We start from the raw sequence: 20,195 nt of genomic DNA, 5'->3' as shown, positions 1-20,195 counted from the left end.
GGGGGCGACAGGCGCCCCCCACAAGGAACCTGTTATTCGTCCGGGTTCTCGGCGATAAAGCGCTCGGCGTCTTCCACCATGGATTTGGTGCCGACGAAGAACGGTGCACGCTGGTGCAATTTCACCGGGGTAATGTCCAGAATACGGTTTTTACCGTCGCTGGCTTTACCGCCTGCCTGTTCCGCCAGGAACGCCATCGGGTTGCATTCATACAGCAGGCGCAGCTTGCCTTGCGGGTGGCTGGCGGTGCTTGGATAAATATAGATGCCGCCTTTGAGCAGGTTGCGGTGGAAGTCGGCAACCAGCGAACCGATGTAGCGGGAGGTATAAGGGCGCTGAGTGGCTTCGTCCTGTTCCTGACAATATTTGATGTATTTCTTCACACCGCGCGGGAACTTGATGTAGTTACCTTCGTTGATGGAATACATATTGCCGGTAGCCGGGAAGCGGACTTTCTCGTGGGAAAGGCAGAACACACCCAGAGACGGATCGTAGGTAAAGGCATGCACGCCATAACCGGTGGTGTACACCAGCATGGTCGAGGAACCATAAACTACGTAGCCGGCTGCAACCTGGGCGCTGCCTGGTTGCAGGAAATCTTCTTCGGTCACGGGAGTGCCGACCGGGGTGATGCGACGATAGATAGAGAAAATCGTACCGACCGAGACGTTGACATCAATGTTGGACGAACCGTCCAACGGATCCATCAACACCACATACTTACCATTTTCAGCCCGCTCGCCGTCGAATATCACGATTTCATCTTCTTCTTCAGAAGCGATACCCGCAACTTCACCGCGCGCTTTCAATGCCGCTTTCAGCTTTTCATTGGCATACAGGTCCAGTTTCATCTGGACTTCACCCTGTACGTTGGAAATGCCGCTGGTACCGAGGATATCAACCAGACCCGCTTTGTTGATGTCGCGGTGGATGATTTTGGCGCCCAGTTTAATTGCAGAAAGTAACGCTGTCAGCTCGCCGGTGGCGTGAGAAAAGTCGTGCTGTTTCTCGACGATAAATTCGCCTAACGTTTTCATGACACAATCCCTGAATCTACGGATGGGTAGCGGTTTGTTAACAAACCGCCAACGTATTCGCGAGCAGTGTAGCCCAAAGATGAACGCTATTCATAGGCAAATCCATTTCTTCTGGACGATTCTGAGCGTTAGAATGTGCCAACATTCGACGTACTCTATGAGAAAACTATGCGCATTCACATTCTTGGGATCTGTGGCACCTTTATGGGCGGGCTGGCGGCGCTGGCTCGTTCGCTAGGGCATGAGGTGACCGGCTCTGACGCTAATGTCTATCCGCCGATGAGCACGCTGTTGGAGAAAGAAGGGATCGAACTGATCCAGGGTTACGATCCGGCTCAGTTGGATCCCGCACCGGATCTGGTGATCATCGGTAACGCCATGACGCGCGGTAACCCGTGTGTTGAAGCAGTACTGGAGCTGGGTATCCCTTACGTTTCCGGCCCACAGTGGCTGCATGATTATGTGCTGCGCGATCGCTGGGTACTGGCTGTTGCCGGGACCCACGGCAAGACCACCACTGCCGGCATGGCAACCTGGATCCTGGAAGCCTGCGGCTACCAGCCGGGCTTTGTTATCGGTGGCGTGCCGGGCAACTTTGACGTTTCTGCCCGCCTGGGGGGCAGCCCGTTCTTTGTCATCGAAGCCGATGAATATGACTGCGCGTTCTTCGACAAGCGTTCCAAGTTTGTGCATTACAGCCCGCGTACGCTGATCCTGAATAATCTGGAGTTTGATCACGCCGACATCTTCGACGATCTGAAAGCGATTCAGAAACAGTTCCACCATCTGGTGCGTTTGGTGCCAGGCAAGGGCAAAATTATTTTGCCTGACAACGACAGCCACCTGAAGCAGGTGATGGCGATGGGCTGCTGGAGTGAGCAGGAGCTGGTTGGGGAAGAAGGCGTATGGCGTGCACAGAAGCTGACGCCGGACGCCAGCCATTATGCGGTATTCCTTAATGGTGAGCAGGTGGGCGAAGTCAAGTGGTCGCTGGTCGGTGAACACAACATGCATAACGGTTTGATGGCCATTGCCGCCACGCGTCATGTTGGTGTGTTGCCTGAGGATGCCTGTCGTGCGCTCGGCGACTTTATTAATGCCCGCCGTCGTCTGGAGCTGCGTGGTGAAGCCAATGGCGTCACGATATATGACGACTTTGCCCATCATCCAACGGCAATTCTGGCGACCCTGGCCGCGTTGCGTAGCAAGGTGGGCGGCACTGCCCGCATTCTGGCGGTGCTCGAACCGCGCTCCAACACCATGAAAATGGGCATCAGCAAGAACGATCTGGCCCCGTCGCTGGGCCGTGCCGATGAAGTCTTCCTGTTCCAGCCGCACCATATCCCCTGGCAGGTGGCGGAAGTGGCGGAAGCCTGCGTACAGCCGGCTCACTGGAGCGCCGATCTGGATACGCTGGTGGACATGATTGTGAAAACGGCCCAGCCGGGCGACCATATTCTGGTGATGAGTAACGGCGGATTTGGGGGGATTCACGATCGGCTGCTGGAGGCGTTGGTCAATAAACCGGAGCCAAAAGCCACCTATTGATTTCCTGCTTTGTCAGCAATCCAAGGGCCGATAGCGGCCCTTTTTTACGCCCAGAAAAAAGCCCTCGCGAGCGAGGGCAACGGGGTTCGTCGGATAGGACGACGAATTCTTCAGAGAATCAATGCTTACGACAGAACTCGGCAGTGGCAGTGACGAGGGTAATCAGTTCGGTAAGCATGTCCTCTGAATTGTTATTTATAGATTTCGGCGGTCGCGTGCCAGTTGCCGTTTTCGTAGGCTTCGATCACGCGGTAGGCTTTAGCACCTTGTTTGTCGGCCTTGTCAGACAGGGCCTGACGAATGTCGGAAGGCGCGCCGGTAATGCCGCTGGCGGTAATGGTTCCGACAGACTGAAGATTGGTCGCTTGGTCATTAGTGATTAACGTAGCGGCAGAAGCCCCGAAAGAAACGACTGACAGCAGGCTAAGTGCGGCGAGGGTAGTTTTCATGCTCATGATATTAAGTCCTGTTGTGATAACCGCCTGGAAGGGCTTTTTCAGCGTTTTTATACTTGAAGGCCGTTATCGGGGTATTGGGTTCCAGAGTTTTATTGCCCGTTGCCGGGTAACGCCTTGTACTTATTTGTAAATTTCTGCGGTAGCGTGGAAGTTGCCTTCGTTGCGCGCTTCAATCACACGATAAGCGGTTGCCCCTTTGGCATCGGCTTTTTCAGACAGTGCCTGACGGATGTCTGAAGGTGCACCGGCAACGCCGCTGACGGTGATAGTGCCTGCAGACTGCATATTTGCAGCCTGATTTGCATCAACAGATTGTGCTGCAAATGCGCCGAAGGAAAGCATGGATAGAACGCTCATGGTTGCGATGGTAGCTTTAATTTTCATGTTCTCACCTTTTCGTATTCTTTTATCAGTTCCAATGAACTGTGATTTACGTCACGGAAATGAGTATACATCTAGTAACGCTAAAAATTAATAGTTAGCTAACAGTTCCTTGTGAAACTTTATTATGGCGTTCCTTATTTTTAATAACCAGATGGAATAAAAAACGCTTATAAAACGATCTTTCGATGTTAAATTTATGTAATTTCAATAAGGTAAGTGCTTTTGACCAAAAGTGCGGAAGATAACAGTAGCTATTACTGGTTACGGACCAATGTCATTGAAATGTGCTGCAGCACGACGAGATTCTGGTTTTAAACGTGGCAAGGAATGAGGGAAGGGTAAGGATAGGGTTAAAGAAGCGCTAACAAAACGCGACCGTTAGCCGTATTTTGTTAGCGCACTGCATCATAACTCTTGTTCGAACAGCGATAGGATGGCTTCGTATAACTGACGAGCGCTAAAGCTGCTGGCCGGGGTAACGAAAATAGTGTCGTCACCGGCGATGGTGCCGAGAATACCTTCTGATTTACCCAGCGAGTCCAGCAGGCGGGCAATTAACTGTGCGGCGCCGGGGCTGGTGTGGATCACCACTACGGCATCGTTATGATCGACATCCAGCACCAGGTTCTTCAGTGGGCTGGTAGTGGTAGGCACGCCGAGTTCGGCTGGAAGGCAATACACCATTTCCATTTTGGCATTACGCGTCCGCACCGCGCCGAACTTGGTCAGCATGCGCGATACTTTGGATTGGTTGATGTTTTCGAAGCCTTCTTCTTGCAGCGCCAAAACGATCTCGCCTTGAGAACTGAATTTTTCTTCTTTCAATAACGCTTTAAACGCTTTGATCAGATCTTCCTGCTTTGCGGGATTACGCATTTTGCACCGTGGAATGTTGACAATAGAAGTCATTATTATGCATATAAATGAATTTTTATGCAATAAAAGGACGTCCGGAAAAAATAATAATGGCCGGACAATGGGGAAAGGGCGACATTTTAACAAAATCTGTATCCCATGAATATGCCCTTTCCATGACCGAAGGATCCGTCCATGGTGGTAAAGAAAATGTTATTAAAATGATGTTGTTCTGATGTTATGTAAGGGTGTAATGTAACCGCCGGTTAACTTGCTCGTGAATAACCTCGCAGTATTTTTGATTAGTGTGCGCTATGCCCTTCATGAGTAAGCGATTTAATCTAAGATATGCGCTCGATATCGGCCGCTTTATTGCACCAGCTCTCAAACGGACTGTTAAGGGATTGTTTTTAAAGGTGTAATAATTTAAGGTCCGTACCCACATATTCACGGCGCTTTATATATTTAAGATAATAAAGGAGTATAGGATGAAAGTTGCAGTTCTCGGTGCTGCTGGCGGTATCGGCCAGGCCCTCGCCCTTCTACTCAAAACCCAGCTTCCTTCAGGTTCTGAACTCTCTCTCTACGACATTGCCCCCGTTACCCCAGGCGTTGCCGTCGACTTAAGCCACATCCCAACCGCAGTTAAAATCAAAGGCTTCAGTGGCGAAGACGCTACTCCAGCTCTGCACGGTGCAGACGTGGTACTGATCTCTGCCGGTGTTGCACGTAAACCAGGCATGGATCGTTCAGACTTGTTCAACGTGAACGCGGGCATTGTGCGTAATCTGATCCAGCAAGTGGCAACAACCTGCCCGAAAGCCTGCATCGGCATTATTACCAACCCGGTAAACACCACCGTGGCTATCGCAGCAGAAGTGCTGAAGAAAGCCGGCGTGTATGATAAAAACAAACTGTTCGGTGTGACCTCGCTGGACATTATCCGTTCCAACACCTTCGTGGCCGAGCTGAAAGGCAAGCAGCCGGAAGAGTTGAACGTACCGGTTATCGGTGGGCACTCTGGCGTGACTATCTTGCCGCTGTTGTCACAGATCCCGGGCGTAAGCTTCACTGACCAGGAAGTCGCTGATCTGACCAAGCGCATTCAGAATGCGGGGACCGAAGTGGTTGAAGCTAAAGCTGGTGGCGGGTCTGCAACTCTGTCAATGGGCCAGGCGGCGGCGCGTTTCGGTTTGTCTCTGGTTCGTGCGCTGCAGGGCGAAAAAGGCGTGGTGGAGTGTGCTTACGTGGAAGGCGATGGCAAATATGCCCGCTTCTTCGCACAGCCTCTGGTGCTGGGTAAGAACGGCGTTGAAGAACGCAAAGATATCGGTACTTTGAGCGCATTCGAGCAGAAAGCGCTGGAAGATATGCTGGATGTTCTGCACAAAGATATCGAACTGGGCGAAAAGTTTATCAATAACTGATCATTCAGTAGTGCATGAGTATGCATAGGCCGCCGGACAGTGTACCGGCGGTTTTTTTATGCCTGTAGCTATGTGCGGATGCGGGCTTTTCGATCCAGCAGGTTATGGGTATATGGGTCGAAATAGCGGCTTGGCCAGATCTCCGCAGGATGAATGTTAAGGGCTTCAGCAATTAACCATTCCCCTTTTGGCCAGGGGCGCGACAGCGCGTTTGCTAGCGTTGACGAGCTAAGCCCTGCTTTGCGCGAAACCGCCGCCAGTGTTGTTCCCTTCTTACGTAGTGCCGCAATGATATCCGCCGGATGCCAGTCCTTGTTCCTTGAGTTCATGTTTACATTCCTTTTTTGATTAGCGAAAGTTCTGTTAGTGGTATAACTAACAGGTCAAGATTAATCGTTTGAACAACATGAAGCGCTTATACGGAAACTAGGATACCACCAAATTTCTAAAAAAATATCCAATAAATTTCCAAAAAAAGATATTTGCCGACTTTTCCCAGAGAACATGGCTATGAAAAAAGAGTGGTTTGCCGCCAAGGAACTGACAGGCGTGGCAGGATTACCCTCCTCACCACAGGGAATAAATTTGATGGCACGTCGTGAAGGCTGGATCAGCCGTCGGCGTAAAGGTGTGCAGGGGAAAGCGCTGGAATACCATATTGATAGCTTGCCTATGGGGACGCGTAATTTACTGGTATTAAAAGAAGAACCTGCGAGATATCAGGTTGAACGCAAGGATCCGCTGGCCGTGTGGATTGAGTACTACTACCACTTGACAGAGAGTGAACGTGAGAAGGTATTGGCGTTCCTGGCGCGAGAAGGGATCGCTAGCTTGCTGGCGCGTATTTCAGCACAGAAATGATCAGACCCGCAGTGCGGGTCTGTGGAAATAATAATAGGCTTTTAGTTTCTTAAAAATCGCGTTGAACCGCAAGGTGCGCTAATCCTTCCAGCGCGGAGCGATGTGGCGATTCCGGCAGAACCTGCAACGCGGCAATGGCCTTGTCAGCCTCTTCCTCAGCCCGTTGGCGGGTATATTCCAGTGAGCCGCATTGCTGCATGGCTTGCAACACCGGTTCCAGCAAATGACGGCCGTTACCCTGTTCAATCGCCCCGCGGATCATGGCTTTCTGCTCGCCTTCGCTGTTATGCATGGCGTGCAGTAGCGGTAATGTCGGCTTCCCTTCATTGAGATCGTCACCGGTATTTTTACCCAGGGTACTGCCGTCAGCGCTGTAATCGAGTAGATCGTCGATCAACTGGAAAGCGGTGCCGAGATAGCGACCGTAATCCTGCAGTGCTTTTTCTTCTGCAACGCTTGCGTCTGACAGGATCGCCGAAGATTGCGCCGCCGCTTCAAACAGGCGTGCGGTTTTGCTGTAGATCACCCGCATGTAGCTTTCTTCGGTAATGTCCGGATCGTTGACGTTCATTAACTGCAACACTTCACCTTCGGCAATCACGTTGACCGCCTCAGACATCAGTGCCAGCACGCGTAGCGATTCCAGGCTGGTCATCATCTGGAAAGCACGCGTATAGATGAAGTCGCCGACCAGGACGCTGGCGGCATTGCCGAAGGCGGCATTGGCGGTGGCCTTGCCACGGCGCATATCTGATTCATCCACCACGTCATCATGCAGCAGGGTAGCGGTGTGAATGAATTCGATCAGCGCGGCAACGGTAATGTGCTTATCACCCTGATAATGCAGCGCCCGCGCCGCCAGAACGGCGATCATCGGGCGGATGCGTTTACCGCCACCACTGATAATGTAATAGCCAAGCTGATTGATGAGCGTGACATCGGAATTCAGCTGTTCGAGAATTGTTGCGTTCACGGCCGCCATATCTTGCGCGGTTAACTCGGTAATTTGCTCTAGGTTCATTGTATTTTTTTCAGCTGTGTTTCTCTTCACCGCGTTGAGATCGCTGCTCACATCGGTACATGGCGGTAACTGTCCCCCTGATTGTACTTGAAAAACGGCTCAGATAAACGCCATGAAAGGAACTGTGTTTTTTTTCTTCTTTTTTCTGCTTCTGGTCTTATTCTGCTCTTGTCATACGCTGGATTATTGCGTAGAATTCGCGCCCTATTGTGAATATTTATAGCGCGCTCTGTACTAAACAGTTGGGCACGCGGAAAGCGGAGTTTTATATGTACGCGGTTTTCCAAAGTGGTGGTAAACAACACCGAGTAAGCGAAGGTCAAACCATTCGCTTGGAAAAGCTGGACATCGCAACTGGTGAAGCAGTTGAGTTTGACCAGATTCTGATGATCGCTAATGGCGAAGATATCAAAATCGGCGTTCCTTACGTCGATGGCGGTAAGATCAAAGCTGAAGTCGTTGCTCACGGTCGTGGCGAGAAAATTAAGATCGTTAAGTTTCGTCGTCGTAAGCACCATCGTAAGCAGCAGGGCCACCGTCAGTGGTTCACTGACGTTAAAATCACCGGCATCAGCGCTTAAGTTAGGGGAGCAGATTAATGGCACACAAAAAGGCTGGCGGCTCGACTCGTAACGGTCGCGATTCAGAAGCTAAACGTCTGGGCGTAAAACGCTTTGGCGGCGAAGCAGTACTGGCAGGCAGCATCATCGTTCGTCAGCGCGGCACTAAATTCCACGCTGGTACCAACGTGGGTTGCGGCAAAGACCACACTCTGTTTGCTTTGAAAGACGGTAAAGTCAAATTCGAAGTTAAAGGCCCGAGCAATCGTAAATTTATCAGCATCGAAGCTGAATAATTTTTCGAGCCTTACTAAATAGATGTAAGCCCCGCAATTCGTTGCGGGGCTTTTTACATTTATGGGCTGCTCATGCATCGGCTCGTCAGCGCTGGCAAAGGTAAGATGGAAACAAAACAGCAGGTCGGAATTGGCATTTCTCTGGCGGTGACTACGGCAGTTTGCTGGGGTGCATTGCCGATTGCGATGAAAGAAGTGCTGGTAGTGATGGATCCGTTTACCATCGTTTGGTATCGATTTACCATGGCTGCACTTGGGTTGGGGCTGATTTTGGCCGTGCGCGGCAAGTTGCCGCCGGTGACCCTGTTCCGTCAACCGCGCTGGTTGTTGATGCTGGTCATCGCCACCGCAGGCCTGCTGGGGAATTTTATTTTCTTCAGCTCTTCGCTGCAGTATCTCAGCCCGACAGCATCACAGGTGATCGGCCAATTATCGCCGGTCGGCATGATGTTTGCCAGCGTGCTGATTTTAAAAGAGCGGATGCGTATCACTCAGGTGATTGGCGCGCTGATGCTGATCTGCGGGTTGCTGTTGTTTTTCAACGTCAGCCTGATTGAGATTTTCACCCGCCTGACAGATTACACTCTTGGGGTGTTGCTGGGGGTGTGTGCGGCAATGGTATGGGTCACTTATGGCGTTGCGCAGAAAGTGTTGCTGCGTCGATTAGCCTCGCCGCAAATTCTGGTAATGTTGTACACTTTATGTGCAGTGGCGTTATTTCCTTTGGCTAGGCCGGAGGGGATTTTTCAGCTCAGCGGCTGGCAATTAGCCTGTTTGCTGTTCTGTGGTGCCAACACGCTGATTGGTTATGGTGCGCTGGCTGAAGCAATGGCGCGCTGGCAGGCGGCACAGGTGAGTGCGTTAGTTACGCTGACACCGCTGTTTACCCTGCTGTTTTCAGATTTATTGGCGCTGGCCTGGCCACAGGTATTCGCCACCCCGACCTTAAATGTCGTTGGCTATGTCGGTGCTTTCGTGGTGGTAGCGGGCGCTATGTTTTCCGCAATTGGTCACCGTTGGTGGCCGCGACGGGCAGAACCCCGCCTGGTTGCTCCTTTGAAGCAACCCGGTGAATGATTTACGGAGACGGTAAATGAAGTTTGTAGATGAAGCAGCGATCTTGGTCGTTGCAGGTGACGGTGGTAATGGTTGCGTCAGCTTCCGTCGCGAAAAATATATCCCGAACGGCGGGCCTGATGGGGGTGACGGCGGCGATGGCGGCGACGTCTATCTGTTGGCGGACGAAAACCTCAACACGCTGATCGACTACCGCTTTGAGAAATCTTTCCGCGCTGAACGTGGCCAGAATGGTCAGAGCCGTGACTGTACCGGTAAGCGTGGCAAAGATATTACCATCAAGGTTCCGGTCGGTACTCGCGTGCAGGATCAGGGCACCGGCGAGATCCTCGGCGACATGACCCGTCACGAGCAGCGTCTGATGGTGGCGAAGGGCGGTTGGCACGGTTTGGGCAACACCCGTTTTAAATCATCCGTTAACCGTGCTCCGCGCCAGAAAACTCTGGGCACCGCCGGTGAGGCTCGTGACATCCTGCTGGAGCTGCTGCTGCTGGCAGATGTAGGTATGCTGGGCCTACCGAACGCCGGCAAGTCGACCTTTATCCGTGCAGTGTCTGCTGCAAAGCCGAAAGTTGCCGACTATCCGTTTACCACTCTGGTGCCAAGCCTTGGTGTGGTACGTATGGATCACGAGCAAAGCTTCGTGGTTGCCGATATCCCGGGGTTGATCGAAGGTGCCTCCGACGGCGCTGGCCTGGGGATTCGCTTCCTGAAGCATCTGGAGCGCTGCCGCGTGCTGTTGCACCTGGTGGATATTGCCCCGATCGATGAATCTGATCCGGTAGAAAATGCCAAAGTCATCATCAACGAGTTGAATCAGTACAGCGAGAATCTGTCGCAGAAGCCACGCTGGCTGGTTTTCAACAAGATTGATGTGATTGGTGAGGAAGAAGCTGCCGAACGTGCCAAGGCGATTGCAGAGGGCATGGGTTGGGAAGGCAAGTACTACATGATCTCCGCGGTCAATCGTGAAGGCGTCAACGCGCTGTGCTGGGACGTGATGAAGTTTATCAACACCCAACCGAAAGCGATGGCCATTGAAGAAAGCGCGCCGGAGAAAGTCGAGTTCATGTGGGATGATTATCACCGTGAACAGATCGCTGAAGTGGAAGCTGAAGCGGATGACGACTGGGATGACGACTGGGATGAAGAGGACGACGAAGGCGTCGAAATCATTTACCAGAAGTAATCTTGTGAAGATAGGGGCTCAGTTAACACTGGGCCCTTTTTTTATTTCAGGACGTTTTCCGGTAACCAGCATTGCGCCTTGAGTCCGCTGGTATCCTGACGGTTTTCCAGTGTTAAACGGCCCTGATGCAGTTGCACAATGCGAGTTACGATATTCAATCCCAACCCACTGCCGCCATAGCGTTGATCCATACGGCGGAAGGCCTGAGTGAGTTCACCCGCTATTTTCTCTTTGACGCCCGGACCTTCATCGATCACCTGTAGTCGGTAACCGTGTTCCTGCGCAGAAAGTTCTACCTGGATCCTACTGCCCTCAGGGCTGTACCTATGGGCATTCTCAACCAGGTTACGCAGCAGCAGGCGTAACAGTACCGGGTCACCATGTACCGGGGCAGCGGCAGGAAGGTGCCATTGCAAACTTTGCCCGCGTTGTGCGGCCAACTCCTCGAGCTCATCCCGCAGCGGTTGGATCACGTCGCTTACCCAATCGAAGCGTTGATAATGTCCACTGGCAAAATCTTGCCCGGCGCGTGCAAGCATCAGCAATTGTTCGACGGTGTGCATCAGTTGGTCAATGCGCTTAATCAGTGGCCCACTTTGCGGAACCCCCTGTTTTTCCATTAATTCCAGATGCAGGCGGATCCCTGCCAGAGGCGTGCGTAGCTCATGGGCGGCGTCGGCAGTAAACAGCCGCTCCTGCTGGATGGTGTTGTCCAGGCGTGAGAAAAGCTGATTGAGTGCGGTGGTGACCGCTTTCATTTCCAGGCTGTCACTGTTAAGAGGGAGCGGAGTCAGGTTATCGGCGGAACGTTTCTCCAGCCGCTGTTGCAGCTGATTGAGCGGGCGGATAATCCAGCTTATTGCCCAAAATGAGGCGAGCAGCGTCACGATCATCATGATCAATGAAGGGGCGAGCAGTGAGGCTATCGCTTCGGCGATTTCCGTATCGACACGCTCGGTGCGGACCTTGGCCGATAGCGTTTCATCCACCAGGAAACTGATTTGCTCCTGGCTTTCATGCCACAACCAAAAGGCACTGATAAGCTGGGTGACCAAAAGGATCAGCGCCAGCATCAACAACAGACGGCGGCGCATGCTGATCATGATGAGGACTCCAGGCGATAGCCGATACCGCGAACGGTGCGGATGCGATCTTTACCCAATTTGCGGCGCAGGTTATGGATATGCACTTCCAGCGTGTTGGAGCCCAAATCGTCCTGCCAGGTATAGAGATCCTGTTGCAGCAGCTCACGATTGACCGTTTGTCCGGCGCGCATCATCAGACGTGACAGGATGGCGAATTCTTTCGGGGTAACTTCCACCGGCTGTTGTTGAACATACACCTGCTGGCTGGAGAGGTTGAGTTGGAGATCATCCAACTGCATGAGATTGTCACTATGGCCCTGATAGCGACGGATCAGCGCGCGTACGCGCGCCTGCAGTTCAACTAACGCGAAGGGTTTCACCAGGTAATCGTCGGCGCCGGCATCCAGCCCATCAACACGGTCTTCAAGCGCATCGCGAGCGGTCAGGATCAGCACCGGTAGCTCGACTTGCTGACGGCGCCATTGCCGAAGCAGGCTGGCGCCGTCCATGTCCGGCAGGCCCAGATCGAGGATAATCATGCTGTACTGACTGGTAAGGAGCAGAGCATTGGCCTCCGCCGCCGTAGCGGCGCAGTCGCAGGCATAGCCCTCCCCAGCTAATGCCAGGGCCAGGCCTTGTTGCAGGAGCTCATCGTCTTCAACAATCAGCAGTTTCATCGTAACCCTCAGTTATTCTGGTAAATATCCCGGTACAGACGGCTTTCGAAACGCACCAGTGGGGCACGGCGCTGTTTCTGATCTTCCGGCGGTACGGCATAACCCGACAGATACTGTACGAATGCAAAACGCTGACCGCTGGCGGTAGTGATAAACCCGGCCAGGTTATACACGCCTTGCAGCGCCCCGGTTTTAGCGGAAACCTTCCCGTCGACACCGGCTTCATGTAGGCCACCACGGTACCGCAAGGTACCGTCGTAGCCAGACAGCGGCAGCATTGAAATAAAGTTCAGCTCACTGTCATGCTGCGCGATGTACTGCAACGCCTGCATCATGGTTGCCGGGGCCAGCAGGTTATGGCGTGACAGGCCTGAGCCGTCCACCACGATGCTGTTGCCCAAATCGACACCGGCTTTCTGACGAAGTACCTGACGCACGGCATCGGCACCGGCACGCCAGGTGCCCGGCACGCCAAAACGTTCATGGCCGATAGTGCGGAATACGGTATCGGCGATCATGTTGTCCGATTTCTTCAGCATGATCTTCAGCAACTCGTGCAGCGGCGCTGATTGAGCCTGTGCGATCACCGTTCCCTTCAGGCCTGGTTGGGTCTGACGCTTCAGGTGGCCGTCGATCTGAATACCGGCCTGCTTCAGCTCATCTTTCAAAATAGCCCCGGCATAGCTGGCACCATCCTGAATGGCGAAGGCCAGCGGCAGCGGATCGCTGCGTTGGGTCAGACAGCCGGTCAGGGTAAAGCGATTCAACTCGCCCGGCACCACATCCAGCTCACAATATTGGGTATCTGCGGAGCCTTTGGCCAGTGTGCGCACCTGGCTGAACATATTGACCGGGTAATACGAGGCCACGCGGATAAAGGCCATATCGCCCGGATTTGGCGCGCTGTACAACGAAACTGAGAAGCAGTTACGATCGACTATCGCCGCCGCCGGTGGTGCGCTGAAGCACTGGGTCAGGTCGTTCCACGGCCAGCCGGGGGCTTTGTCATGGCTGGCGAATACTGAAGTATCAACCAGCACATCGCCGGTGATCTGGCGTACACCCTGCTTTTTCAGGATCGCCACCATGTTGCGCAGGCTTTGGCGCTTAAAAGTCGGATCGCCGCTGAAGCGGGCAATCAGGTTGCCTCGCAGCACGCCGTCACTGATATCACCCTGGCTTTCCAGCGTGGTGGTGAAGCGATAGTCGGGGCCGAGCTGCAATAATGCAGCCAGCGCGGTCAGCACTTTCTGGGTACTGGCCGGCAACGCCATTTGCTGAGAGTGATAATCGATGGTCGGTGCGTCTGCGCCGATCTTCTGAACTACCAGGGCAAGGTTGGCCCCATCAGGCAAATATTGTGTGTAATCTTCAACCGGGGCCGCATTCGCATTTAGAACAAATGCGCAAGCCAATGCACTGACAATTCGTGAAAAACGCATAATCTCGGGATAACAGCTGGATAACGTGCCGTCATACTACGGTGCATTCAGGGAAAAAGTAAACGATGACCCTCAAGGAACTCTAGGCTAAAATGCGTATCAAAATGCAAAATCGATCCTGACTTGGGCAACTGTTCCGAGTCAGGCTTCTTTTGTTTGTCGCCTGGATGCGGGGGGCATGTAGCCACCGTTTTTTCATTCGAACACGTCAGGATGACGGTTATTTGAACAGGAAAGATTTAGAGGTATTTAGCTTATGAAACAGATTCCGATGACCTTGTTTGGCGCTGAAAAACTGCGCGAAGAACTCGAATATTTGAAAGGCGTGCGCCGTCCGAAAATCATTGCGGATATCGCTGACGCCCGTGAACACGGCGATTTGAAAGAAAATGCAGAGTACCACGCCGCTCGTGAGCAGCAGGGTTTCTGCGAAGGGCGTATCCAGGAAATTGAAGCCAAGTTGTCCAACGCGCAGGTGATCGATATCACCAAGATGCCTAACAATGGCCGCGTGATTTTTGGCTCCACCGTATCGGTGATGAACCTCGATAGCGAAGAAGAAGTGACCTACCGCATCGTTGGCGACGACGAGGCCGATTTCAAGAAAAATCTGATTTCGGTGAATTCGCCTATGGCGCGCGGTTTGATCGGTAAAGAAGTTGATGACGTGGTAGTGATAAAAACCCCGGGTGGCGATGTCGATTATGAGATCTTGAAGGTTGATTATCTCTGATCGCTCTGCATTCGTTCAGAAAATCGCCAGGGTTTTGTAAAGAAAGGAAAAAGGCCGCACGCGGCCTTTTATCTGAATCAGGTGCATGGCACCTTTTCGTTAACCCAATGCTTATTAACGCGGTAGACTGATCTTGCGCTCTTTAGAAGGGCGGTAAAGAATAAGCGTACTGCCGATGACTTGCACGTTGCAGGCACCCGTTTCACGCACGATAGCGTCGGCGATCAGGGTTTTGGTTTCGCGATCTTCAGCAGCGATTTTTACCTTGATCAGCTCATGATGCTCCAGAGCCTGTTCAATTTCAGCCAGCACCCCTTCGGTGAGACCGTTATTACCCAGCATGACAACCGGTTTTAACGGATGCGCCAGGCCTTTCAGGTGCTGTTTTTGTTTATTATTCAGATTCATTGTCTTTTTTGCTTAAGTTGGGATTGAAAACGGTACATTCTACCGCCATCTCATGTATATCACCAAATCGGTCTTCACCGGTGTGAGTCTACGTGAGCTGCGAACCTGACATTAAGACTCTTTTTATGATAGTTGGAAAACGAGATGGCTAATAAAAAGCGTTCTGCTAGCTCCAGTCGCTGGTTACAAGAACACTTTAGCGATAAATATGTTCAACAGGCGCAGAAAAAAGGGCTGCGTTCGCGCGCCTGGTTTAAACTTGATGAAATACAGCAGAGTGACAAACTGTTTAAACCCGGCATGACCGTAGTGGACTTAGGTGCGGCACCGGGTGGTTGGTCGCAATATGTCGTGACCCAGATCGGCGGTTCCGGCCGCATCATCGCCTGTGATATTTTGCCAATGGATCCTATCGTTGGCGTTGATTTCCTTCAGGGCGATTTTCGTGATGAACTGGTGCTCAAGGCTCTGTTGGAACGAGTAGGTGAAAGTAAGGTTCAGGTGGTTATGTCTGACATGGCCCCGAATATGAGTGGCACCCCGGCCGTCGATATTCCAAGATCGATGTACCTGGTGGAATTAGCACTAGGAATGTGTCGTGATGTCCTCGCACCAGGCGGAAGTTTCCTGGTGAAGGTGTTCCAGGGAGATGGTTTTGACGAGTACCTACGGGAAATTCGCTCCCTGTTTACGAAGGTTAAGATTCGTAAGCCAGACGCTTCCCGCGCACGTTCGCGCGAAGTGTACATTGTAGCGACAGGGCGCAAGCTGTAGTACCCTAACGCTGTTTGTTAACACAGTTGTAATATGAGGTTAATCCCTTGAGTGACATGGCGAAAAACCTAATTCTCTGGTTAGTCATCGCGGTAGTGTTGATGTCTGTATTCCAGAGCTTTGGGCCCAGCGAGTCGAATGGCCGTAGGGTGGATTACTCTACCTTCATGTCCGAGCTGACCCAGGACCAGGTTCGCGAAGCGCGAATCAACGGACGTGAAATTAACGTTACCAAGAAAGACAGTAACAAATACACGACCTACATCCCTGTCAACGATCCGAAATTGCTGGATACGTTGTTAACCAAGAATGTGAAAGTTGTTGGTGAACCGCCTGAAGAGCCGAGCTTGCTGGCTTCTATCTTTATTTCGTGGTTCCCAATGCTGTTGCTGATCGGGGTTTGGATCTTCTTTATGCGGCAAATGCAGGGCGGCGGCGGCAAGGGCGCGATGTCCTTCGGTAAGAGCAAGGCCCGCATGCTGACGGAAGACCAGATCAAAACCACTTTTGCCGACGTTGCTGGTTGTGACGAAGCAAAAGAAGAAGTAAGCGAACTGGTGGAATACCTGCGTGAGCCGAGCCGTTTCCAGAAGTTGGGCGGCAAGATCCCTAAAGGTGTGCTGATGGTTGGCCCTCCAGGGACCGGTAAAACGCTGTTGGCGAAAGCTATCGCCGGCGAGGCTAAAGTGCCGTTCTTCACCATTTCCGGTTCCGACTTCGTGGAAATGTTCGTGGGTGTTGGTGCTTCTCGTGTGCGTGACATGTTCGAACAGGCCAAGAAAGCGGCACCGTGCATCATCTTTATCGATGAAATCGACGCCGTCGGTCGCCAGCGTGGCGCCGGCCTGGGTGGCGGTCACGATGAACGTGAGCAAACGCTGAACCAGATGCTGGTTGAGATGGACGGCTTTGAAGGCAACGAAGGCATTATCGTCATCGCTGCGACCAACCGTCCGGACGTGCTTGACCCGGCCTTGCTGCGTCCAGGCCGTTTCGACCGTCAGGTTGTTGTTGGTCTGCCAGACGTACGTGGTCGTGAGCAGATCCTGAAAGTGCACTCCCGTCGCGTGCCTTTGGCGCCGGATGTTGATGCTTCAGTACTGGCTCGTGGTACTCCGGGCTTCTCCGGTGCTGACCTGGCCAACCTGGTCAACGAAGCGGCACTGTTTGCCGCCCGTGGCAACAAACGCGTGGTGTCGATGGTTGAGTTCGAAAAAGCCAAAGACAAGATCATGATGGGTGCGGAACGTCGCTCGATGGTGATGACCGAGGCGCAGAAAGAGTCGACCGCGTATCACGAAGCAGGCCACGCCATTATCGGCCGTCTGGTTCCTGAGCACGATCCGGTACACAAGGTAACCATTATTCCTCGTGGCCGCGCGTTGGGGGTCACCTTCTTCCTGCCTGAAGGCGATGCAATCAGCGCCAGCCGTCAGAAGCTGGAGAGCCAAATCTCTACTCTGTACGGTGGTCGTCTGGCAGAAGAGATCATTTACGGGCCAGAGAAAGTCTCTACCGGTGCGTCGAACGACATTAAAGTGGCGACCTCGATTGCCCGCAACATGGTGACCCAATGGGGCTTCTCAGAGAAGCTGGGGCCATTGCTGTATGCGGAAGAAGAGGGCGAAGTGTTCCTGGGCCGTTCCGTGGCCAAGGCGAAACACATGTCGGACGAAACTGCGCGCATCATCGACCAGGAAGTTAAATCCCTGATCGAACGCAACTACATCCGTGCGCGAGCGTTGCTGATGGAAAACATGGACATCCTGCATTCGATGAAGGATGCACTGATGAAGTATGAAACCATCGATGCGCCTCAGATCGACGATCTGATGAACCGCAAAGACGTGCGTCCGCCAGCGGGTTGGGACGATGCGAGCAAAGGCAGCAACTCCGACAATGGCGGCACACCGAAAGCCCCTACGCCGGTAGATGAGCCACGCACGCCAAACCCAGGCAATACCCTGTCTGAACAGCTAGACAAGTAACTTTGGCTGTGTAATAACATCGAACCCCGGCATGCCGGGGTTTTTTATTGTCCGGCGGGCAGTGAACCAGACAACAGTAAGGTGGATTAGTAATGCAGTTAACCGTGCGAGACACGACTTTCGATCTTTCCCATCCGCGGGTGATGGGGATCCTCAACGTAACCCCGGATTCTTTTTCTGACGGCGGCCAACACAACACTCTAAATCAGGCGTTGTTACATGCCCATGCACTGATTTCGGCCGGTGCGACCATGATTGATGTGGGTGGCGAGTCGACCAGACCGGGAGCGGCAGAGGTTAGCGAAGACGAAGAGATCGCACGCGTAGTGCCTGTGGTGGAAGCCATTGCCCGGCGTTTTGAAGTCTTTATCTCGGTAGATACTTCGAAAGCCGGGGTGATCCGCGAGTCGGCTCTGGCCGGAGCGCATTTGATCAATGACGTTCGCTCGTTGCAGGAGCCGGGCGCGCTGGCTGCCGCCGCAGAAAGCGGGCTACCGGTGTGTCTGATGCATATGCAGGGTGAACCGCGTACCATGCAGCAGGCGCCGCACTATGATGACCTTATTGGTGATGTTAACGCCTTTTTCCAGCGACATATTGAGCGCTGTAATGCCGCCGGTATTACAAATCAGAAATTGCTGCTCGACCCAGGATTCGGTTTCGGTAAGAATTTAGCGCACAATTATCAGCTTCTGGCCAGATTGTCAGAGTTTCATCACTTCGGCCTGCCGTTGTTGGTGGGGATGTCGCGTAAGTCGATGATTGGACAACTGCTGAACGTGCCCCCCGATCAGCGGGTCATCGGCAGCGTGGCCTGTGCGGTGATCGCCGCCATGCAGGGCGCACAGATCGTCAGAGTGCATGACGTTAAAGAAACCGTCGAGGCGATGCGTGTCGTCGAGGCAACACTTTCAGCTAAGGGATGATAGAGACATGAGTGAACGCAAATATTTTGGTACCGACGGCATTCGTGGCAAGGTCGGTGATAGTCCTATTACCCCTGAGTTCGTTCTGAAGCTGGGCTGGGCGGCGGGTAAGGTACTGGCACGTCACGGCTCTCGTAAAATCATTATCGGTAAAGATACCCGTATTTCCGGCTATATGCTGGAGTCTGCGCTAGAAGCCGGGCTGGCCGCTGCGGGGCTGTCAGCTTCGTTTACTGGCCCGATGCCGACGCCGGCGGTAGCGTATCTGACGCGTACCTTCCGTGCTGAAGCCGGTATTGTGATTTCGGCATCACATAACCCATTTTACGACAATGGCATCAAGTTCTTCTCGATCGACGGCGCTAAGCTGCCGGATCACGTGGAAGAAGCGATCGAAGCCGAGATGGAAAAACCACTGACCTGTGTGGAGTCCGCCGAGCTAGGCAAAGCTAGCCGTATTATCGACGCTGCCGGTCGTTACATTGAGTTTTGCAAAGGCACCTTCCCGAGCGAATTGAGCCTGAAAGGGTTGAAGATCGTAGTCGATTGCGCCAACGGTGCCACTTACCACATCGCACCGAGCGTACTACGTGAACTGGGTGCCACGGTGATTGCCATCGGTGTTGAGCCGGACGGCATGAATATCAATGAAAAGTGCGGCGCGACTGATGTTCGTCAATTACAAGAGCGCGTACTGCAGGAAAAAGCCCATGTCGGCCTGGCATTTGACGGTGACGGCGACCGCGTGATGATGGTTGATCACCTTGGCAACAAGGTCGATGGCGACCAAATCCTTTATATCATCGCTCGTGAAGGACTGCGTCAGGGCCAGTTGCGCGGTGGCGCGGTTGGCACGCTGATGAGCAACATGGGGCTGGAATTGGCACTCAAGCAGTTGGGTATCCCATTTGCACGTGCGAAAGTCGGTGACCGCTACGTGCTGGAGAAGCTACAGGAACTGGGGTGGCGTATTGGTGCGGAAAACTCCGGCCACGTGATCCTGTTGGACAAAACCACCACGGGTGACGGCATCGTTGCCGGCCTGCAGGTGCTGACTGCGATTGTTCGTAACAGTATGAGTCTGCACGACCTGTGCAGTGGCATGAAATTGTTGCCGCAAATTCTGGTCAACGTGCGCTTTGCCGGCGAGCATAACCCGCTGGAATCCGAAGAGGTGCGCAAAATCACCGAGCAGGTTGAGGTGGAATTGGCCGGTCGTGGCCGCGTTCTGCTGCGCAAATCCGGTACCGAACCGCTGATCCGCGTGATGGTGGAAGGTGAAGATGAGCAGCAGGTGACTGCGTTGGCACATCGCATCGCCGATGCGGTGAAATCCGCTGGTTAATTGGCCATTGATGAGTTCGGGGGCGGCAGTTGCCCCCTAAAATCACAGCCTGCGAATTTTATTGGTGTTTTTTTCCGCAAACGCGCCGGTGGCTGCAAATTGCC

Annotated in this window: 22 protein-coding genes; 12 read left to right on the top strand and 10 right to left on the bottom strand. The window is 53.0% G+C overall.

The annotated features are described in order from the left end of the window. Positions 1–32: 32 nt before the first annotated feature. Positions 33–1,037, bottom strand: coding sequence for a class 1 fructose-bisphosphatase (fbp, locus tag ACUTSU_RS19135; protein ID WP_445651163.1), 1,005 nt, complete (start codon positions 1,035–1,037; stop codon positions 33–35). 168 nt (positions 1,038–1,205) lie between these two features. Between fbp and mpl the strand changes: the two genes are divergently transcribed. Next, positions 1,206–2,585, top strand: coding sequence for a UDP-N-acetylmuramate:L-alanyl-gamma-D-glutamyl-meso-diaminopimelate ligase (gene mpl / locus ACUTSU_RS19130; RefSeq protein WP_445654593.1), 1,380 nt, complete (start codon positions 1,206–1,208; stop codon positions 2,583–2,585). 191 nt (positions 2,586–2,776) lie between these two features. Here the strand turns inward: mpl and yhcN (ACUTSU_RS19125) are convergent, their stop codons facing one another. From yhcN (ACUTSU_RS19125) to argR, 3 genes are all read right to left on the bottom strand, one after another. Continuing rightward, positions 2,777–3,040 carry a peroxide/acid stress response protein YhcN gene (yhcN, locus tag ACUTSU_RS19125; protein ID WP_174354049.1) on the bottom strand — a complete coding sequence of 88 codons (264 nt, stop codon included), beginning with the start codon at positions 3,038–3,040 and terminating at the stop codon, positions 2,777–2,779. Positions 3,041–3,163: 123 nt separating this feature from the next. Continuing rightward, positions 3,164–3,427 carry a peroxide/acid stress response protein YhcN gene (gene yhcN, locus ACUTSU_RS19120; RefSeq protein WP_012004928.1) on the bottom strand — a complete coding sequence of 88 codons (264 nt, stop codon included), beginning with the start codon at positions 3,425–3,427 and terminating at the stop codon, positions 3,164–3,166. Between the two features lie 405 nt (positions 3,428–3,832). Further along, positions 3,833–4,303, bottom strand: a complete 471-nt coding sequence (gene argR / locus ACUTSU_RS19115) for a transcriptional regulator ArgR (RefSeq protein ID WP_174354050.1) — start codon at positions 4,301–4,303, stop codon at positions 3,833–3,835. Between the two features lie 467 nt (positions 4,304–4,770). On the opposite strand from argR, the gene mdh reads away from it, so the two are divergent. Continuing rightward, on the top strand, positions 4,771–5,709 hold the full coding sequence (gene mdh, locus ACUTSU_RS19110; RefSeq protein WP_174354051.1) for a malate dehydrogenase: 939 nt from the start codon (positions 4,771–4,773) through the stop codon (positions 5,707–5,709). A 68-nt stretch (positions 5,710–5,777) separates the two neighbouring features. On the opposite strand, the gene ACUTSU_RS19105 is transcribed toward mdh, so the two are convergent. Continuing rightward, a complete protein-coding gene (locus ACUTSU_RS19105; RefSeq protein ID WP_153858274.1) occupies positions 5,778–6,038 on the bottom strand; it encodes a helix-turn-helix domain-containing protein in 261 nt (86 codons plus the stop codon). Positions 6,039–6,219: 181 nt separating this feature from the next. On the opposite strand from ACUTSU_RS19105, the gene ACUTSU_RS19100 reads away from it, so the two are divergent. Next, a complete protein-coding gene (locus ACUTSU_RS19100; protein WP_445654592.1) occupies positions 6,220–6,570 on the top strand; it encodes a DNA-binding protein in 351 nt (116 codons plus the stop codon). A 49-nt stretch (positions 6,571–6,619) separates the two neighbouring features. Here the strand turns inward: ACUTSU_RS19100 and ispB are convergent, their stop codons facing one another. Next, a complete protein-coding gene (gene ispB, locus ACUTSU_RS19095) occupies positions 6,620–7,591 on the bottom strand; it encodes an octaprenyl diphosphate synthase (protein WP_012004932.1) in 972 nt (323 codons plus the stop codon). Positions 7,592–7,860: 269 nt separating this feature from the next. Here ispB and rplU point away from each other — a divergent pair, with 269 nt between their 5' ends. The 4 genes from rplU to cgtA all read left to right on the top strand — a co-directional run bounded on the left by rplU (position 7,861) and on the right by cgtA (position 10,713). After that, entirely contained in the window at positions 7,861–8,172 is a 312-nt protein-coding gene (rplU, locus tag ACUTSU_RS19090) for a 50S ribosomal protein L21 (protein ID WP_012004933.1), read from the top strand. Between the two features lie 17 nt (positions 8,173–8,189). After that, positions 8,190–8,447 carry a 50S ribosomal protein L27 gene (gene rpmA / locus ACUTSU_RS19085; RefSeq protein ID WP_004933559.1) on the top strand — a complete coding sequence of 86 codons (258 nt, stop codon included), beginning with the start codon at positions 8,190–8,192 and terminating at the stop codon, positions 8,445–8,447. Positions 8,448–8,552: 105 nt separating this feature from the next. Beyond that, the gene (locus tag ACUTSU_RS19080; RefSeq protein ID WP_445651167.1) at positions 8,553–9,524 is read left to right on the top strand and encodes a DMT family transporter; all 972 of its coding nucleotides are present in this window, start codon (positions 8,553–8,555) and stop codon (positions 9,522–9,524) included. A gap of 16 nt (positions 9,525–9,540) precedes the next feature. Further along, positions 9,541–10,713: an Obg family GTPase CgtA gene (gene cgtA, locus ACUTSU_RS19075; protein ID WP_012004935.1), complete on the top strand. Its 1,173-nt coding sequence runs from the start codon at positions 9,541–9,543 to the stop codon at positions 10,711–10,713. 41 nt (positions 10,714–10,754) lie between these two features. Here the strand turns inward: cgtA and pmrB are convergent, their stop codons facing one another. From pmrB to dacB, 3 genes are read right to left on the bottom strand one after another with little or no spacing between them, the layout of a single operon-like run. Further along, positions 10,755–11,816: a two-component system sensor histidine kinase PmrB gene (gene pmrB / locus ACUTSU_RS19070; protein WP_445651168.1), complete on the bottom strand. Its 1,062-nt coding sequence runs from the start codon at positions 11,814–11,816 to the stop codon at positions 10,755–10,757. Next, entirely contained in the window at positions 11,813–12,475 is a 663-nt protein-coding gene (gene pmrA, locus ACUTSU_RS19065) for a two-component system response regulator PmrA (protein ID WP_012004937.1), read from the bottom strand. The genes pmrB and pmrA overlap by 4 nt, the downstream gene beginning before the upstream one ends. 8 nt (positions 12,476–12,483) lie before the next feature. Next, positions 12,484–13,917 (bottom strand): serine-type D-Ala-D-Ala carboxypeptidase, encoded by a 1,434-nt coding sequence (dacB, locus tag ACUTSU_RS19060; protein ID WP_445654591.1) that lies wholly within the window; start codon positions 13,915–13,917, stop codon positions 12,484–12,486. A gap of 256 nt (positions 13,918–14,173) precedes the next feature. On the opposite strand from dacB, the gene greA reads away from it, so the two are divergent. Then, positions 14,174–14,650, top strand: coding sequence for a transcription elongation factor GreA (gene greA / locus ACUTSU_RS19055; RefSeq protein WP_012004939.1), 477 nt, complete (start codon positions 14,174–14,176; stop codon positions 14,648–14,650). Between the two features lie 114 nt (positions 14,651–14,764). Here greA and yhbY read toward each other — a convergent pair whose 3' ends face one another. After that, on the bottom strand, positions 14,765–15,058 hold the full coding sequence (gene yhbY / locus ACUTSU_RS19050; protein WP_004933536.1) for a ribosome assembly RNA-binding protein YhbY: 294 nt from the start codon (positions 15,056–15,058) through the stop codon (positions 14,765–14,767). A gap of 144 nt (positions 15,059–15,202) precedes the next feature. Between yhbY and rlmE the strand changes: the two genes are divergently transcribed. The 4 genes from rlmE (at position 15,203) to glmM (ending at position 20,091) form a co-directional block, all read left to right on the top strand. Then, positions 15,203–15,832, top strand: coding sequence for a 23S rRNA (uridine(2552)-2'-O)-methyltransferase RlmE (rlmE, locus tag ACUTSU_RS19045; RefSeq protein ID WP_012004940.1), 630 nt, complete (start codon positions 15,203–15,205; stop codon positions 15,830–15,832). Positions 15,833–15,888: 56 nt separating this feature from the next. Then, a complete protein-coding gene (gene ftsH / locus ACUTSU_RS19040) occupies positions 15,889–17,820 on the top strand; it encodes an ATP-dependent zinc metalloprotease FtsH (RefSeq protein ID WP_041415851.1) in 1,932 nt (643 codons plus the stop codon). A 92-nt stretch (positions 17,821–17,912) separates the two neighbouring features. Beyond that, positions 17,913–18,746 carry a dihydropteroate synthase gene (gene folP, locus ACUTSU_RS19035; protein WP_261092208.1) on the top strand — a complete coding sequence of 278 codons (834 nt, stop codon included), beginning with the start codon at positions 17,913–17,915 and terminating at the stop codon, positions 18,744–18,746. A 7-nt stretch (positions 18,747–18,753) separates the two neighbouring features. Further along, positions 18,754–20,091 (top strand): phosphoglucosamine mutase, encoded by a 1,338-nt coding sequence (glmM, locus tag ACUTSU_RS19030; RefSeq protein WP_445651170.1) that lies wholly within the window; start codon positions 18,754–18,756, stop codon positions 20,089–20,091. Positions 20,092–20,195: the final 104 nt, after the last annotated feature.

Source organism: Serratia sp. NA_13 (assembly GCF_052691735.1).
This window is presented reverse-complemented; position numbering and strand designations above follow the sequence as displayed.

Excerpts from the sequence above, each read along its gene's own strand:
- fbp (WP_445651163.1), bottom strand. The coding sequence starts at position 1,037 with ATGAAAACGTTAGGCGAATTTATCGTCGAGAAACAGCACGACTTTTCT.
- mpl (WP_445654593.1), top strand. The coding sequence starts at position 1,206 with ATGCGCATTCACATTCTTGGGATCTGTGGCACCTTTATGGGCGGGCTG.
- yhcN (WP_174354049.1), bottom strand. The coding sequence starts at position 3,040 with ATGAGCATGAAAACTACCCTCGCCGCACTTAGCCTGCTGTCAGTCGTT.
- yhcN (WP_012004928.1), bottom strand. The coding sequence starts at position 3,427 with ATGAAAATTAAAGCTACCATCGCAACCATGAGCGTTCTATCCATGCTT.
- argR (WP_174354050.1), bottom strand. The coding sequence starts at position 4,303 with ATGCGTAATCCCGCAAAGCAGGAAGATCTGATCAAAGCGTTTAAAGCG.
- mdh (WP_174354051.1), top strand. The coding sequence starts at position 4,771 with ATGAAAGTTGCAGTTCTCGGTGCTGCTGGCGGTATCGGCCAGGCCCTC.
- ACUTSU_RS19105 (WP_153858274.1), bottom strand. The coding sequence starts at position 6,038 with ATGAACTCAAGGAACAAGGACTGGCATCCGGCGGATATCATTGCGGCA.
- ACUTSU_RS19100 (WP_445654592.1), top strand. The coding sequence starts at position 6,220 with ATGAAAAAAGAGTGGTTTGCCGCCAAGGAACTGACAGGCGTGGCAGGA.
- ispB (WP_012004932.1), bottom strand. The coding sequence starts at position 7,591 with ATGAACCTAGAGCAAATTACCGAGTTAACCGCGCAAGATATGGCGGCC.
- rplU (WP_012004933.1), top strand. The coding sequence starts at position 7,861 with ATGTACGCGGTTTTCCAAAGTGGTGGTAAACAACACCGAGTAAGCGAA.
- rpmA (WP_004933559.1), top strand. The coding sequence starts at position 8,190 with ATGGCACACAAAAAGGCTGGCGGCTCGACTCGTAACGGTCGCGATTCA.
- ACUTSU_RS19080 (WP_445651167.1), top strand. The coding sequence starts at position 8,553 with ATGGAAACAAAACAGCAGGTCGGAATTGGCATTTCTCTGGCGGTGACT.
- cgtA (WP_012004935.1), top strand. The coding sequence starts at position 9,541 with ATGAAGTTTGTAGATGAAGCAGCGATCTTGGTCGTTGCAGGTGACGGT.
- pmrB (WP_445651168.1), bottom strand. The coding sequence starts at position 11,816 with ATGATCAGCATGCGCCGCCGTCTGTTGTTGATGCTGGCGCTGATCCTT.
- pmrA (WP_012004937.1), bottom strand. The coding sequence starts at position 12,475 with ATGAAACTGCTGATTGTTGAAGACGATGAGCTCCTGCAACAAGGCCTG.
- dacB (WP_445654591.1), bottom strand. The coding sequence starts at position 13,917 with ATGCGTTTTTCACGAATTGTCAGTGCATTGGCTTGCGCATTTGTTCTA.
- greA (WP_012004939.1), top strand. The coding sequence starts at position 14,174 with ATGAAACAGATTCCGATGACCTTGTTTGGCGCTGAAAAACTGCGCGAA.
- yhbY (WP_004933536.1), bottom strand. The coding sequence starts at position 15,058 with ATGAATCTGAATAATAAACAAAAACAGCACCTGAAAGGCCTGGCGCAT.
- rlmE (WP_012004940.1), top strand. The coding sequence starts at position 15,203 with ATGGCTAATAAAAAGCGTTCTGCTAGCTCCAGTCGCTGGTTACAAGAA.
- ftsH (WP_041415851.1), top strand. The coding sequence starts at position 15,889 with ATGGCGAAAAACCTAATTCTCTGGTTAGTCATCGCGGTAGTGTTGATG.
- folP (WP_261092208.1), top strand. The coding sequence starts at position 17,913 with ATGCAGTTAACCGTGCGAGACACGACTTTCGATCTTTCCCATCCGCGG.
- glmM (WP_445651170.1), top strand. The coding sequence starts at position 18,754 with ATGAGTGAACGCAAATATTTTGGTACCGACGGCATTCGTGGCAAGGTC.